Genomic DNA, 16,336 nt, shown 5'->3' on the forward strand with positions numbered 1-16,336 from the left:
GGTGGGCACGCACGCGCGGGGGCGGCGTGAGGATGGCGTCGCGCCCCACGTCTGCCGTCTTGCCAGGGCGTGTGGTGAAAGTCCCGTCCGGCTTCGCGACGCTACTTTCGAAACACGCCCTAGAACCGCAGTTCCTGGGTGCAGCACTTCACGCTGCCGCCGCCTTTGAGCAGTTCGGAGAGGTCGGTGCCGTGGGTCCGGAAACCGCGGGCCCGCAGTTGTCCGGCAAGTTTCTGGGCCGCTTCGGGGAGGACGACGTTGAGGCCGTCGCTGACGGCGTTGAGGCCGAGGACGTCCGCGTCGTCCTGGTCGACGAGCAGGGCGTCGGGGAAGAGGCGGGCGAGGACTTCGCGGCTGCCGAGCGTGAAGGCCTGCGGGTAGTACATGATCTCGTCACCGTCGAGCACGCACAGCGCGGTGTCGAGGTGGTAGAAGCGCGGGTCGACCAGTTCGAGGCTGATCACCGGGCGGCCGAAGAACTCCTGCGCCTCCTGGTGCCCTTCGGGCGTGCATCTGAAGCCGCGTCCGGCGAGTATCCAGCTCTTGGTGACGGCGAAGTCGCCCTCGCCCTCGTTGACGTAGTGGGGGTCGTGGATCTCCGTGAAGCCGTTCGCGCGGTACCAGGCCCGGTGGGCCGGCGCCTCGGCGGCTCTCTCGGCGTTGAGGAACTTGGCGCCCAGCACCTTGCCGTCGACGACGGTGGCCCCGTTCGCCGAGAAGACCATGTCGGGCAGGCCCGGCACCGGGTTGACGAGGTCGACCCGGTGGCCCAGGGACCGGTAGAGGCTGTACAGCGACTCCCACTGGAGGAGGGCCATTCTGCTGTCGACGGGCTTCGCCGGGTCCATCCAGGGGTTGATCACGTAGCTGACGTCGAAGTGCTCGGGGCGGCACATCAGGTAGTGGCGTCGGGTGACCTTGCGGCTGTGCACCGATACGGAAGTCATGTCATCTCCGGGTGGGGTGATCAAGTACTGGCGTAGGGGTGCGCACGCGCGGTGGCACTCCGGGGGCGGGAGAGCGGGCCGGGCCCGTTCCGGGCGTCGTCGGCCGGTACGGGCCCACGCTCGCTGTCTCCCTTCCTCAGCTCTGCGGTCAGACGCGGACGGTGTCCCTGTCCATCTCGTCGCGCAGGCTCTTGGGCCGCATGTCGGTCCAGTGCTGGTCTATGTAGCCCAGGCACTGCTGGCGGCCTTCCTCTCCGTACGCGACCCGCCAGCCGGCAGGCACGTCCGTGAACGTGGGCCAGAGTGAGTACTGCTCCTCATCGTTCACCAGGACGTAGAACCGGCCGTCGGTGTCGTCGAACGGGTTGGTGCTCATGGGCAACTCCAAATCCTTCGGGAACTCTGCGACGTGTGTTCACGTCGCGCTGTACTGCCGGGTGCTCCTCCTCTCGGCGATCGAGTCGGCGATCTCGCCGCTCCTGATGGCGATGTTCGACAGGAGCGAGGACGCCAGTCCGTGGGTGTGCTCGGTGCCGCCCTGGAGGTAGACACCGCAGGACACGTCCGTGGTGGTGGCCAGCCGGTAGTCCCGCTCGACACGGAACCGGCCCTCCTCGTCGCGCAGGCAGTGGCCCTCCAGCTCGCCCAGCAGCTCGGTCGGCTCCATGGAGTCGTATCCGGTGGCGCAGATCAGTACGTCGACGTCGGCCTGGTACGCCTCGTCGTTGCGCACCGAGTGCATCGTGAGCCGGACGTCGTCACCGATCTGCTTCACACCGTCGACCCGGGACAGGTTGAGGAACTCGAGCCGGGAGGTCCCGCGTACTTCGTCGTCGTACGAGCGCTGGTGGAGGTCCCTGATCACCTCGTCGTCGACCACTCCGTAGTTGGTGTTCTTGTGGTAGCGCCAGAAGGAGTCCTTCGCCCGCTGACTGCCGTGGTAGTAGTCGTCCACCGCGTCGGCGTCGAAGATCCGGTTGGCGAAGGGGGTGTCGTCCGCGATCGAGTAGCCGTAGGACGGCATGATCGCGGAGACCTTCGCGTCCGGGAGCGCGTCGTAGACGTACCGGACGATCTCGGCGGCGCTCTGGCCGGCTCCGACGACGGCGACCCTTTTGACCTTGCTCTGGTCCAGCTTCCGGAATTTCTCGAGGAACTCCGAGCTGTGCCAGATGCGTTCGTCCCTCTCGATGCCCGAGGGCATCTTGGGGACGAGTCCCGTGGACACGACGATGTTGCGGGCTTTGACCAGGCGGGTGCCGCTGCGGGACCCGGTGTCCCGCAGCTCGACCTCCACGTGGTCGGCCGGCGCGTCCGCGTGTGTCCGGGGGAGCTTGACGGACACGACTTCCGAGCTGTAGGTGACCCGGTCCGAGAAGCTCGACTCGGCCCACTCGAGGTAGTCGTGGAATTCCTGCCGGGTGGGGAAGAACTCCTGGTTGTTGACGAACTGCGCCAGCCGGCCGGCGGCGTGCAGGTAGGCGATGAAGCTGAACCTGGAGGCCGGGTTGCGGAAGGTGGACAGATCCTTCAGGAAGGAGATCTGCATTTTCGCCGACGGGAGCAGCATGTTGCGGTGCCATCCGAGAGTCGGCTGACGCTCGAAGAACGCTGCCGACATGGGCTTTCCCTGCCCATTGCTCCCGTGCTCCTCGAGGGCAACTGCCAGTGAGAGGTTGGACGGACCGAAGCCGATGCCGACGACCTCGTAGATTTCATCCTTGGTTCCCATTGCGATTCTCCCGCCGGTGGTGGTTTTTGAAAGCTAGTGCACGAAATACAGACCGGTCAACAATTTGTTCTGCGAAATTGCGAGGGCCTTTTTCGGAGCATGCCGATGAATTCAGCGCACACCGAATGCTTTCGCTCCGAATACTTTCAGGACGCGTGCGGGCAGCCGGGCGGGGGCAGTTTCCCCATCAGCCGGGCAGCCTCTTGGTGTCTCCCCGAGCCGGACGCCGCGAAGGACTCGCGTACCCGCTCGCGGACATGCGGGTCCTGTTCCTGGCTGAGCTTGAACATGCCCTCCGCTCCGGACACGTCGATCCGGAAAGCGCCTACGGCCGGCAGGATCTTGCGGAAGTAGTCCTGGGATTCGGACATGTCCCAGGAGTCGCCGAAATCGGCTTCGAAGGCGCGCACCGTGGACCTGACCAGCTCCAGAGTCTCCTCACCGGCCTCGTCGTGCTCGATCTTGCGGAGCACGCCGTGGACATGGACCGAGGTGAAGTCCCAGGTCGGCGCGGACGGGGTCTGCTGGTACACCGTCGGTGACACGTAGGCGTGCGGGCCGGTGAAGGTCAGCAGGACCACGGCGCCGTCGTCCAGTGCCTTCCAGTGCGGATTGGCCCTGTTCATATGGCCCAGGAGCCTGGCGCCCGAGAGATCGGCCGACCAGTCCTCGGTCATCGTCGGGTCCTGGATCACCGGAAGATGTGTGGCGTAGGGACCCGCTTCCCGCGGGCCGTTGGAGACCATCAGTGCCAGGGGATTCCCCCGCAGGATGTCCACCATCCAGGGCGCGGACGGCTGGCGGTAGGGAGCGGGAACGAACATTCAAAAGCACATCCTTCGGTGTGGGTCGGTGGTGGCGCCGGCGCCGCGGCGGGCTCAGGAGGCGTCGAGCGCGCGGGCGATGGCCGCGGTCACGGCGGGAGCGTGTTCCGGAGTGCAGATCTCGTAGTGGGTACCGGGGACGTCGTGCACCCGGAGTGTTCCGGTGATGTGCGACTTCCACTGGTCCATGTACGGCGCCTCCGGATTCAGCGTCGCGTTGAAGAAGAGGGCGTCGCCCTCGTAGACGGGCTGCTCGAACCGCTTCAGCATGTCCACGTTGTTGACGACGACGGCAGAAGCGATTTCGAGCAGGCGCTCCTCGTCCGAGCCGGCGAGGTCGCCGATGTGGTCCCTGAGCAGCCCGCGCACCTGGGCGAGTTCGAGATCCGCGTTGTCCGCGAAGTGTCCGCTGGGCGCGGAATCCAGGAGACCGAGCAGCGCTATTTCATGCCCCCGGCTCTGCAATTCCGCAGCTATCGCGTGGGCGACCACCCCGCCGAAGGACCAGCCGACGAGATGGAAAGGACCTTGCTTCTGATACGAGAATATCTGCTCGATATAGTCGTCGACCAGGGTTTCCAGGCGATCGGGAAGGGGTGTTTCTCCGTCCAGACCGCTCGCCTGAATTCCGTAGGAGGGACGGTCCGCGGGCAGTCTGCTGGTGAAGTTCAGATACGGCCAGGCCAGCCCGCCGGCCAGGTGGATCCACCACAGCGGCTCCTTGTCCCCGCCCGGTCTGATGGGAAGCACCCGTGCGAAGGGGTCGGCGTTCTCGGACGCGTCGCCGGCCGCGTCCAGGCAGACGGCGAGCTCGGCGACCGTGGGGGACTGGAACACGGCCCGCATCGGCAGCACCGCGTCCAGCGTGGTGCGGATGCGGCTGTTGAGCCGGGTGGCCAGGAGCGAGTGCCCGCCGAGGACGAAGAAGTCGTCGTCGATCCCGACCTGTTCCAGGCCCAGGATGTCGGCGAACAGCTCGGCCAGTGCCTCCTCGGTCCGCGTGCGGGGCGCCCGGTACTCCTGCCCCGCAAACTCGGGAGCGGGCAGGGCGCCCTTGTCCAGCTTCCCGTTGGGGGTCAGCGGCAGCCGGTCGAGGACCATGAAGGCGGCGGGAACCATGAAGGCCGGCAGCTTCTCCGTGGCGAACTCACGCAGTGCGTCGATGCCGATGTCACCGTGCTCGGCACCCACGACGTACCCCACGAGCTGCTTGCCCGTTCCGCGGCCCTCCAGGGCCACGACGGCGGCCTGGGCGACGGCCGGATGCGCGACGAGCGCGGCCTCGACCTCGCCGGGTTCGATGCGGAACCCGCGGATCTTGACCTGGGCGTCGCCCCGCCCCACGTACTCGAGTTGGCCCTCCCGGTTCCAGCGGGCCAGGTCACCCGTGCGGTACATCCGGTCGCCCGCGGGTCCGTAGGGGCCCGCGACGAACCGCTCGGCGGTCAGGTCGGCCCGGCCGCGGTAACCGCGGCCGACGTCGCCCGCGATGTACAGCTCGCCGACCACTCCGACCTGGACCGGTTCGAGGTTCGGTCCCAGAACGTAGGCGCGTACGTGCCCCAGCGGTGAGCCGATCGGGGCGCTGCCCGAGCCGTCCCACTCCGCGCCCTCGGGGACGGTGAACGTGGTCGCGTAGAAGGATTCGCTCTGCCCGTAGGCATTGATCATCTTCACGCTGGGGAAGGTCTCGCGGATCTGGCGGACCAGGCCGGCCGGAAGCGCCTCTCCCGCGAACACCAGCGTGTCCACCTCTGTGCGGCCGGCGAGCTGGTCGACCAGCTCGGCGAAGACCGAGGGGACGGTGCTGATGACGTTGCCGTCCCAGCTGTCGCGCTCGCTCAGTGCGAGCACGTCACGGACGACTTCGACGACACCGCCGGTGCACAGCGTGGTGAAGATCTCGAAGGCGGAGACGTCGAAGTTGACCGAGGTGCCGGCCAGCACCCGCCGGCCCGGCGCCGCCCCGATGCGGGTGGCGAGGTGCACCACCCCGTTGACGACGTTGCTGTGGGTGATGGCGACGCCCTTGGGGGCGCCGGTGGAGCCCGAGGTGTACATCACGTACGCCAGATGCTGCGGCCGCAGGGTCACGGCCCGCACCCCGCCGACGGCGTCGGCCGCCGGCTCCGCGCCGGTGTCCGGGTCGTCCAGGAAGAGCACCGGGACGTCGCGGGCGGGCAGCACACCGACGGTGTCGTGGTCGGTGAGGATCAGCTGCGGGGCCGCCTCGGTGAGGATGTACTCCAGCCGGTGACTGGGGTATCGGGGGTCGATCGGCAGATAGGCACCGCCGGACTTGAGGACGGCGAGAAGACCGGCCACGAGGTCGGTCGAGCGTGGCAGCGCCACCGCGACCACGGTCTCGGGGCCCACTCCCCGGGCACCGAGTTCCAGGGCGAGCCGGTCGGCCCGGGCGTCGAGTTCGCGGTACGTGAGCGAGACCCCGTCGCAGACCACGGCCTCTGCGTCCGGGGTGGCGGTCACCTGCTGGGCGAACAGCTCGGGAATCGTCACCTGGGGAGCCAGGGTGTCGACGTGGTTGAACTGGTTGAGCAGCCGGTCGCGTTCGGCGGTCTCCAACACCTTGAGGTGTCCGAGCTGCCGCGAGGGGTCCTCGGCCAGCTGGTGGAGTATGCGCTGCAGACTGCCGGCCAGGGACTCCACCGTCGCCCGGTCGAAGACGCTCTCCTTGTACTGCAGGGCGAGCCGCAGGTAGGGGTCGGCGTCGGCCATCAGGGTCAGCGGGTAGTGGGTGCCGGAGAAGGGGCGGATACCGGTGAAGGAGATGCCGCCCGCCGTGTTCGCCTCGGTCAGACCCTCCTGGTCCACCGGGTACGACTCGAAGACCACGAGCGTGTCGAAGAGAGCGCTCAGACCCGTGGTCCGGTGGATCTCCGAAAGGCCGTAGTGGTGGTGGTCCAGGAGCGCGGCCTGGCGCTTCTGGAGGCTCTGCAGCATCCCGGCGAAGGTGTCGCCCGGGGTGTACCGCGCCCGTACCGGCAGGGTGTTGATGAAGAGCCCGACCATGGAGTCGACGTCGGTGACCGTCGGCGGGCGTCCCGAGACGGTCGCGCCGAACAGCACGTCCTGGCGCCCGGTCAGCTCCCCGATGAGAACCGCCCAGGCCCCCTGGAGCAGTGTGTTGACGGTGATGCCGAGCTCGGAGGCGCGTCGGTTGAGCAGGCGGGCCTCGTCCATGGGCAGCACGACGTCGACCTGGCCGGCGGCCGAGTCGTCCACGTCGTCGCCCTGCCGGGCGGTGACCGGTGCGACCAGGGTGGGCTCGTCGATGCCTTCGAGTTCGCGGGCCCACGCCAGGGCGGTCTCGTCGTGGTCCTGCCGGGAGAGCCAGACGAGGAAGTCCCGGAAGCCGCGGGTCCTGGGCAGGACCGAGCCGTCCCCGGCCGACCCGTACAGGCGCAGCAGGTCGGTCATGATGATCGGGAAGGACCAGCCGTCGAAGAGCACGTGGTGGGCGGTGAGGACCAGTTCGGAGGTGTCCGGGCCCGTGGTGAGCAGGGTGAACCGGATCAGCGGCGGCCGGTCCGGCTCGAAGTGACGGTGGTGGTCCTCGGCGAGGAACCGCTCGAAGGCCGCCGCGCGCTCGTCCTCGGGCAGGTGGCTCAGGTCGATCTCCTGCCAGGGCACGTCGACGCCGTCGACGACGACCTGTACCTGGTTGCCGTCGGAGTCGTCGACGAAGGCGGCCCGCAGGTTGGCGTAGCGGTCGAGCAGGGCCTGGGCGGCGGCCCGCATACGGGCCGGGTCCACGGGTCCGCCGATGTGGAAGGCGATCTGCATCTGGTAGGCGTCGATGGCGTCTTCGTCGTTCAGCAGTGACTGGAACAGCAGCCCGGACTGCAGCGCGGTCAGCGGCCAGACGTCACTCAGACCGGGGTAGCGGTTCTCCCAGATCTCGATGTCGTGCTGGCGGGCCTTGACCAGGGGCAGGTCGGAGGGGGTGAGTCCGCCGGCGGCCGGGTCGGCGGTGTGCCGGGCCAGCGCGTCCAGCGCGGCGAACCACAGGTCGGCCAGTTCCTGGACCTCGGCCCGGGTGAGGACACCGGTGGGGAAGCCGACGACGGCGTCGAGCTGCGCCCCCAGGTCGGTGTCGATGACCGCCGAATTGATTTCGAGGGTCGACAGGGCGGGCATGTCGGCGTCCAGATCAGCGGCCAGATCCAGGTCGGTGACCTGGGTGAAGCCGAGGCCGCGGAGGTTCTCCGGCATGTCGGCGGAGGAGAAACGGCCCAGGTAGTTGAAGCCGATCTGTCCGGTGGAGTGACCGGCGAGCTCCGCGGCGGTCTCCTCGTTGAGATAGCGCAGCAGACCGAAACCGAGCCCCTTGTCCGGAACGGCCAGCAACTGCTCCTTGACCGCCTTGATCACACCACCGGCGGCCGGACCCCCGGCGAACGCCTCGTCCAGATCGAACCCGGCCGTGTCCAGACGGACCGGGAACATGCTCGTGAACCAGCCCACCGTGCTCGACAGATCGGCCCCGGGCACCACGTCCTGCTCACGGCCGTGCCCCTCCAGCTTGATCAGCGTGGAGGACTCCTCCACCCCACGCCCACGCCGCCACTTCGCCACCGCCAGCGCCAGCGCCGCCAGCAGACCATCGTTCACCCCACCGTGGAACGCCGCCGGAACCCGCGTCAGCAACGCCTCCGTGACCGCCACGGGCAGCCGTACGGTGAACTGCTCCTGGGTGGAGAGCAGGTCCACCGCAGGGTCCAGCGGCCGCGCACCCAGAAGGGGGTCGGGGCCTTGGACGGTGCGGCGCCACAGGTCCATCTCGGCGACGCGTGCGGGGTTGCGGGCCTCGTCGATCAGGGCATGGGTCCAGCGCCGCACCGACGTACCACTCGCGACCAGGCTCGGGGTCCCGCCGTCCCGGACCTGCTTCCACGCCTCCGCGAGGTCGGGCAGCAGGATCCGCCACGAAACACCGTCCACCACCAGGTGATGCAGCACGATCAGCAGCCGCCCGGCCACCGCCTCGTCGGTGGGAGCGAACCAGACGAACTGCGCCACCACACCGGCCGCGGTGTCCAGCCGGCCCGTCGCCTCATCGAGCGCGACCCCGGCCTGCCGCTGCCACTCCTCGTCCCAGACACCGTCACACACGATCCGCCGGATCAGCGACGCGGCATCGACCGACCCCTCGGGACCGATCTCGATGACCCCGCCCCCGTCGAGCGAGAGACGCGACCGCAGGATGTCGTGCCGGTCCAGGACCGCACCCACCGTCGCCGCCAGACCGTCCCCGTCGATACCCAGGGGCAGGTCCAGTGCGAGGGACATGGAGAACCGGTCGTACCCACCGCCGAGTTCGGTCATGTACGTGACGATCGGGAGCAGGGGGACCGAGCCGACTCCGCCGCCCTCGAACTCCTCCAGGGTGACGGTGGTTCCGGTGCTGCGGGCCACCAGGGCCAGTTCGGCGACGGTGCGCTGCTCGAAGATCATCCGTGGGCTGACCTCGACGCCCTGGGCGCGGGCCCGGGTGACCACCTGGATGGAGCGGATGGAGTCGCCGCCGACGGCGAAGAAGTCGTCGTCGACACCGACCCGGTCCAGGCCGAGGACATCGGCGTAGACGTCGGCGAGGACCTTCTCCTGCGGGGTGCGCGGTGCCCGGTAGGCGCCGCCGGTGAACTCCGGCTCGGGAAGGGCCTTGTGGTCCAGCTTGCCGTTGGGCATCAGCGGCAGGCGGTCCAGGACGACGAACGCGGACGGGACCATGAACTCCGGCAGGTGCTGGCCGAGGAAGACACGCAGGTCACGGGAGGACACCCCGGCCGTCAGGTCGTAGTCCGTCCCGCCGACGCTCTCGGCGCTGCCCTGCTCGGCGCCGGCCGGTACGACATACCCCACCAGCTGCTTGGCGCCGCCGGCTCCTTCCCGGACGACGACCGCGGCCTGGGCGACACCGGGGTGCGCGACCATCGCGGCCTCGACCTCGCCGGGCTCGATACGGAAGCCGCGGACCTTGACCTGGCTGTCGCCGCGGCCCGCGTACTCCAGTTCACCCTGCGCGTTCCACCGGGCCAGGTCGCCCGTGCGGTACATCCGCGACCCGGGCTCGCCGTAGGGGTCGGCCACGAAACGCTCCGCGGTCAGGTCCGGACGGCCGACGTATCCGCGGCCGACGTTCCCGCCGACGTACAGCTCGCCCACCACCCCGACCGGGGCGGGCTGGAGAGCCGGTCCCAGGACGTAGGCGCGCATGTTGCCCAGCGGCTTCCCGATCGGCGCACTGCCGCCGCTGCCCTCCCAGGCGGCCTCGCCGTGGACGGCGAACGTGGTGGCGTAGAAGGACTCGGTCTGGCCGTAGGCGTTGACGATCCGGATGCCCGGCCGCAGATCCCGCAGACGGGTGACCAGAGAAGCCGGCAGCGCCTCACCCGCGAAGACGACCGTGTCCAGCCCGGCAAGACCGGCGAGCTGGTCCAAAAGCTCCGCGAAAGCCGACGGAACCGTGGAGACGATATGCCCGCCCCAGCCCTCCCGCTCACCCAGAACCAGAACATCCCGGACGATCTCGATCGTCCCGCCATGACAGAGACTGGTGAAGATCTCGAAGACCGACACATCGAAGTTGACCGACGTACCCGCGAGCGCCGTACGCCCCGGACCCGCCCCGATCAGCCCCGCCAGCCGCGACACACCATTGACCACATTGCGATGAGTGACAGCGACACCCTTGGGCGTACCACTGGAACCCGAGGTGTACATCACGTACGCCAGATCACCCGGCCGCAGCGGCGCGTTGCGTTCCCGGTTCGTCAGGTCCGCGGTGCTCCCGGCACCGGCGGGGGCGGTGTCCAGGCCGGCCTCGTCGAGGAAGAGGGCCGGTATGCCCGACTCGGGCAGTACGGAAAGCGTGGCGTGGTCGGTCAGCACCAGCTGGGGTGCGGCTTCGGTGAGGATGTGCGCGAGACGGTGGCTGGGGTACTTCGGGTCGACCGGCAGATACGCCGCCCCCGACTTCAGCACCGCCAGCATGCCCACCACCAGATCCGCCGACCGCGGCAGCGCCAGCGCCACCACCGACCCCGGACCCGCCCCACGCCCCACCAGATCCCGCGCCAGCCGGTTCGCCCGCGCGTCCACCTGCCCGTACGACAGCTCCACACCCTCGAAGACCACCGCCACCGCATCCGGAGCCAGCGCCACCTGACGCTCGAACAACCCGGGAAGGGTGATTGCCGGCACCGGCACCGAGGTCCGGTTGTGACCGTGCAGCACCAGCTCGCGCTCGGCGGGGTCGAGCACGTCGACCAGGCCGACCGGGGCCTGTGGGTTCGCGACCAGCCCGTGCAGCACCCGCAGGAACCGGGTCGCCAGGGCCTGTGCCGTCGTGCGGTCGAAGAGGTCGGTCGCGTACTCGATGAGGCCCTGCGCCTCACGCCCGTCGGGCGTGGTGACCTCGGTGAGGTTGAAGAACAGGTCGAACTTCGCGGTGCCGGTGACGACGGGGACGAAGTCCACGCGCAGGCCCGGCAGGTCGAAGTCGGCCTGGGTGAAGTTCTGCCACGCGAACATCACCTGGAACAGGGGGTGGTAGGCGGTCGAACGGTCGGGGTTGAGGAGTTCCACCAGTCGCTCGAAGGGGGCGTCCTGGTTGCCGTAGGCGCCCAGTGCCTTCTCCTTCACCTGGGCGATCAGCTCGTCGAACGTCGGGTTGCCGGCGAGCTCGGCCCGCAGCACCCAGGTGTTGACGAAGAACCCGATCAGGTCGTCCAGGGCGTCGTCGGTGCGGCCGGCGATCGGGGCGCCGATCGGGATGTCGTCCCCGGCGCCCATCTGGTGCAGCAGGACGGCGAGCACCGACTGCATCACCATCGAGACGGTCACATCGCGCTCGCGGGCCAGTTCCTCGACGGCGGCGAGCAGCTCGGGCCGCACGGTGAACTCGGTCATGCCGCCGCGGTGGCTGGCCTTCGGCGGGCGCGGCCGGTCGAAGGGCAGCTGGAGCGGCTGCGGGATGCCGGCCAGCTCGTCGCGCCAGTAGGCGCGCTGCTGGGCGAGCACGCTCTGCGGATCCGAGTCCGCGCCCAGGAGTTCGCGCTGCCAGACCGCGTAGTCGGCGTACTGGACGGGGAGCTCGGGGAACTGCGGCGCGCGGCCCTCGCGGCGGGCCGCGTAGGCGGCGGAGACCTCGCGGATCAGCGGCGCCATCGACTCTCCGTCGCCGGCGATGTGATGAATCACCAGCGACAGGATGTGCTCCTGCTCGCCGATGCGCAGGATGTTGGCCCGCACCGGGATCTCGCGGTCCAGCGCGAACGTGTACTCGGCCGTCCGGGCGATCGCCGCGTCCAGCCCGTCGGCCTCCACCTCGACGACCGGCACCTGGAGCAGGGCGTCCTGCGACGGCACGATCCGCTGGTGGGGAACGCCCTCGGCGTCCTCGACGAAGACCGTGCGCAGGCTCTCGTGCCGGGCCACCACGTCGCCGAGTGCCGCTGCCAGGGCAGCCGCGTCCAGCACGCCGGTGAGCTTCAGGTTGAGCGGGATGTTGTACGTGGTCGAGGGGCCCTCGAACTTGTCGATGAACCACAGGCGGCGCTGCGCGAAGGACAGCGGGAGCAGCTCGGGCCGGGAGGCAAGACGCTTGAGCGCCGGGCGGACCTCGACGCCCGCCGACAGGTGTGGGGCGAGTTCGGCGACGCTCGGCGCGGCGAAGACCGACTTGATCGGGATCTCCGCGCCGAGAACGGTGCGGACCCGGCTGATCAGACGGGTCGCGAGCAGCGAGTGTCCGCCGAGGGTGAAGAAGTTGTCGTCGATGCCGACCCGGTCCACCCCGAGGACCTCGGCGAACAGGCCCGCCAGGGTCTGCTCCGCCTCGGTGCGCGGTGCCCGGTAGGCGCCGGCGGTGAACTCCGGCTCGGGCAGCGCGGCCCGGTCGAGCTTGCCGTTGGGCATCAGCGGGAGGCGGTCCAGGGTCATGAAGACGGCCGGGACCATGAAGTCGGGCAGCCGTGCGGCCACCGCCTCGCGCAGCTGGTCGGGGGTGACACCGCCGGACCCGGCGGGCACGACGTAGGCGACGAGCCGCTTGCCGGTGCCCGTGCCGACGGCCACGACCACGGCCTGGGCGACGTCCGGGTGCGCCACGACGGCGGCCTCGACCTCGCCGGGTTCGACGCGGAAGCCGCGGACCTTGACCTGGCTGTCGCCGCGGCCCACGTACTCCAGCTCGCCCTGCGCGTTCCACCGGGCCAGGTCGCCCGTGCGGTACATCCGCGACCCGGGCTCGCCGTAGGGGTCGGCCACGAAACGCTCCGCGGTCAGGTCCGGACGGCCGCGGTAACCACGGCCGACGTTCCCGCCGATGTAGAGCTCTCCTGTGACACCGGCGGGGACCGGCTGGAGTCCGGGACCGAGGACGTAGGCCCGCATGTTGCCCAGCGGTGCGCCGATCGGTACGGCCCCGAGCGCCTGCGGGGTGCCGGAGGGCGTGAAGGCGGTCGCGTAGAAGGACTCGGTCTGGCCGTAGGCGTTGATGATCCGTACGCCGGGGAAGGCGTCGCGGGTGCGGTTGACCAGGTCGGCGGAGAGCGCCTCGCCCGCGAAGACCAGGACGTCCACCTGGGTGCGGTCGGCGATCTGGTCGAGGAGTTCGGCGAAGGCCGAGGGGACGGTGGAGATGACGTTGCCGTGCCAGCCCTCCCGCTCCCCCAGGACGAGGACGTCGCGGACCACTTCGACGCTGCCGCCGGTGCACAGGGTGGTGAAGATCTCGAAGGCGGAGACGTCGAAGTTGACCGACGTACCGGCCAGTGCCTTGCGGCCCGGCCCCGCGTCGATCTTTCCGGCGAGCTGGGTGACGCCGTTGACGACGTTGTGGTGGGTGAGGGCGACACCCTTGGGAGCGCCGGTGGAACCCGAGGTGTACATGACGTATGCCAGGTGCCGCGGCTCCAGCGGGGCCCGGCGCTCGGCGTCACCGAGGTCTCCGATGCCGGCGGGGACGTCCCTGTCGACGTCATCGAAGTCGACGTCGTCGAGGAAAAGCACCGGGGCGTCGCAGGCGGGCAGCACACCGACGGTGTCGTGGTCGGTGAGGATCAGCTGGGGGGCCGCCTCGGTGAGGATGTACTCCAGCCGGTGGCTGGGGTACTTGGGGTCGATCGGCAGATAGGCCGCGCCGGACTTGAGGACCGCCAGGAGGCCGATGACGAGCTCCGCCGAGCGGGGCAGCGACAGTGCCACGACCGCTTCGGGGCCCGCGCCCCGGCCGGCCAGCTCCCGTGCCAGACGGTTCGCCCGCGCGTTCACCTGCGCGTACGTCAGCTCCGTGCCCTCGAAGATGACCGCCACCGCGTCCGGGCTCTGTGCGGCCTGGGCCTCGAAGAGCGCGGGGACGGTGAGCCGGGGCGCCGGTGCGGCCGTGTCGTTGAACTGCTCCAGCAGGCGTACGCGCTCGGCGGGCTCCAGGATGTCGACGCGGCCCACCGGCTGCGAGGGGTCGGCGATCAGCCGGCGCAGGACCCGTACGAACCGTGCGGCGATGACATCGACCGTCTCCCGGTCCAGGACGTGCTCCTGGTACTGAAGGCTGAGCCGCAGGTGCGGGTCGGCGTCGGCCATGACGGTGAGCGGGTAGTGAGTGCCGGTGGACGGGCGGATGCCGGTGAAGGCGATGCCGGCCGCGGAGTTGGCGTCGCTGAGGCCGTCGCGGTCGACGGGGTAGGACTCGAACACCACCAGGGTGTCGAACAGGGTCGTGAGCCCGGTGGCCCGGTGGATCTCGGTCAGGCCGTAGTGGTGGTGGTCCAGGAGCGCCGCCTGCCGCTTCTGCAGGCCCCGCAGCACGTCGGCGAGTGAGTCGGCGGGCGTGTACGCGACGCGGACCGGAAGCGTGTTGATGAACATCCCGACGATGGAGTCGACGTCCGTCACCGCCGGCGGGCGGCCGGAGACGGTGGCTCCGAACACCACGTCCTGCCGTCCGGTGAGCTGGCCGAGCAGCACGGCCCAGGTGCCCTGGACGAGGGTGTTGACGGTCACGCCCAGCTCGGAGGCGCGCCGGTTAAGCTCCCTGACCTCCTCCAGCGGCAGGGGAAGCTCGACGTGTCCGATCCCGGAGCTGCCTTCCTGAGCGGCGCCACCGGGCACGAGCAGGGTCGGCTCCTCCACACCGGCGAGCTCCTGCGCCCAGGCGCGGGCCGTCTCCTCGTCGTCCTGCCGCGACAGGTGGACCAGGAAGTCCTTGAAGCCCCTGACCCTGGGCAGTACGGAGGGGTCACCGGCGGATCCGTACAGGCGCAGGATGTCCTGCATGAGGATCGGCAGGGACCATCCGTCGAACAGGACGTGGTTGGCGGTCAGGACGAGTTCGGCCTGGCCCGGTTCGGTCCTGACCAGGGTCAGCCGCAGCATCGGAGGAGCGGCCGGGTCGAAGCTCCGGCCGTGGTCCTCGGCCAGGAACCGGTCGAAGGTGTCGGCGCGGTCCTGCTCGCCGAGGTGGCTCAGGTCGATCTCCTGCCAGGGCACGTCGACGCCGTCGACGACGACCTGCACCTGCCTGCCGTCGGAGTCGTCGACGAAGGCGGTCCGCAGGTTGGCGTGCCGGTCGAGCAGGGCCTGGGCGGCGGCCCGCATGCGGGCGGGGTCGACCTCGCCCTCGACGTGGAACGCCATCTGCATCTGGTAGGCGTCCCAGGAGTCGTCGTTCAGCATGGTGTGGAAGAGGAGCCCGGACTGCAGGGGGGTCAGCGGCCAGACGTCCGAGACGCCCGGGTAGCGGGCCTCCCAGGCTTCGATGTCGTGCTGCCGGACCTTGACCAGGGGCAGGTCGGAGGGGGTGAGTCCGCCGGCGGCCGGGTCGGCGGTGTGCCGGGCCAGCGCGTCCAGCGCGGCGAACCACAGGTCGATCAGCTCCCGGACCTCCTCCGGCGCGAACAGCCCGGCGGGGAATCCGGCCGAGACGTCGAGCTGGGCACCGAGGTCGGTGTCGATGACCATGGAGTTGAGTTCCAGCGCGGACATGGCGGGCATGTCCGCGTCCAGGGGCGCGGACATCTCGCAGATCTGGGTGAAGCCGAGGCCGCGGAGGTTCTCCGGCATGTCGGCGGAGGAGAAACGGCCCAGGTAGTTGAAGCCGATCTGTCCGGTGGAGTGACCGGCGAGCTCCGCGGCGGTCTCCTCGTTGAGATAGCGCAGCAGACCGAAACCGAGCCCCTTGTCCGGAACGGCCAGCAACTGCTCCTTGACCGCCTTGATCACACCACCGGCGGCCTGACCCCCGGCGAACGCCTCGTCCAGATCGAACCCGGCCGTGTCCAGACGGACCGGGAACATACTCGTGAACCAGCCCACCGTGCTGGACAGATCGGCCCCGGGCACCACGTCCTGCTCACGGCCGTGCCCCTCCAGCTTGATCAGCGTGGAGGACTCCTCCACCCCACGCCCACGCCGCCACTTCGCCACCGCCAGCGCCAGCGCCGCCAGCAGACCATCGTTCACCCCACCGTGGAACGCCGCCGGAACCCGCGTCAGCAACGCCTCCGTGACCGCCACGGGCAGTTGCAGCTGGATGTGGTCGAGGGCGGAGCGGGTGTCGACGGCCGGGTCGAGCGGCCGGGAGCCGAGGACCGGGTCGGGCCCGTCGAGAACGGATCGCCACAGGTCCATCTCGGCGACGCGTGCGGGGTTGCGGGCCTCGTCGATCAGGGCATGGGTCCAGCGCCGCACCGACGTACCACTCGCGACCAGGCGCGGGGTCCCGCCGTCCCGGACCTGCTTCCACGCCTCCGCGAGGTCGGGCAGCAGGATCCGCCACGAAACACCGTCCACCACCAGGTGATGCAGCA

Annotated in this window: 5 protein-coding genes; all 5 read right to left on the reverse strand. The window is 69.7% G+C overall.

Annotation, left to right across the window (positions count from 1 at the left end):
- Positions 1 to 119: 119 nt before the first annotated feature.
- Complete coding sequence (ddaH, locus tag ACGFZA_RS37075) at positions 120 to 947, reverse strand: dimethylargininase (RefSeq protein ID WP_385286018.1); 828 nt, start codon at positions 945 to 947, stop codon at positions 120 to 122.
- Positions 948 to 1,095: 148 nt separating this feature from the next.
- A complete protein-coding gene (locus ACGFZA_RS37080) occupies positions 1,096 to 1,323 on the reverse strand; it encodes an MbtH family protein (protein ID WP_385286020.1) in 228 nt (75 codons plus the stop codon).
- 39 nt (positions 1,324 to 1,362) lie between these two features.
- Positions 1,363 to 2,679, reverse strand: a complete 1,317-nt coding sequence (locus ACGFZA_RS37085) for a lysine N(6)-hydroxylase/L-ornithine N(5)-oxygenase family protein (protein WP_385286022.1) — start codon at positions 2,677 to 2,679, stop codon at positions 1,363 to 1,365.
- 146 nt (positions 2,680 to 2,825) lie between these two features.
- Positions 2,826 to 3,503, reverse strand: a complete 678-nt coding sequence (locus tag ACGFZA_RS37090; protein ID WP_393684992.1) for an FMN-binding negative transcriptional regulator — start codon at positions 3,501 to 3,503, stop codon at positions 2,826 to 2,828.
- 54 nt (positions 3,504 to 3,557) lie between these two features.
- Entirely contained in the window at positions 3,558 to 16,322 is a 12,765-nt protein-coding gene (locus ACGFZA_RS37095; RefSeq protein WP_393684994.1) for an amino acid adenylation domain-containing protein, read from the reverse strand.
- Between the last annotated feature and the right edge of the window lie 14 nt (positions 16,323 to 16,336).

Source organism: Streptomyces sp. NPDC048211, assembly GCF_043202315.1.
GTDB lineage: Bacteria > Actinomycetota > Actinomycetes > Streptomycetales > Streptomycetaceae > Streptomyces.

Bases quoted from the DNA above. Each gene is read 5' to 3' on its own strand.
- ddaH (WP_385286018.1), bottom strand. From the start codon at position 947: ATGACTTCCGTATCGGTGCACAGCCGCAAGGTCACCCGACGCCACTAC.
- ACGFZA_RS37080 (WP_385286020.1), bottom strand. From the start codon at position 1,323: ATGAGCACCAACCCGTTCGACGACACCGACGGCCGGTTCTACGTCCTG.
- ACGFZA_RS37085 (WP_385286022.1), bottom strand. From the start codon at position 2,679: ATGGGAACCAAGGATGAAATCTACGAGGTCGTCGGCATCGGCTTCGGT.
- ACGFZA_RS37090 (WP_393684992.1), bottom strand. From the start codon at position 3,503: ATGTTCGTTCCCGCTCCCTACCGCCAGCCGTCCGCGCCCTGGATGGTG.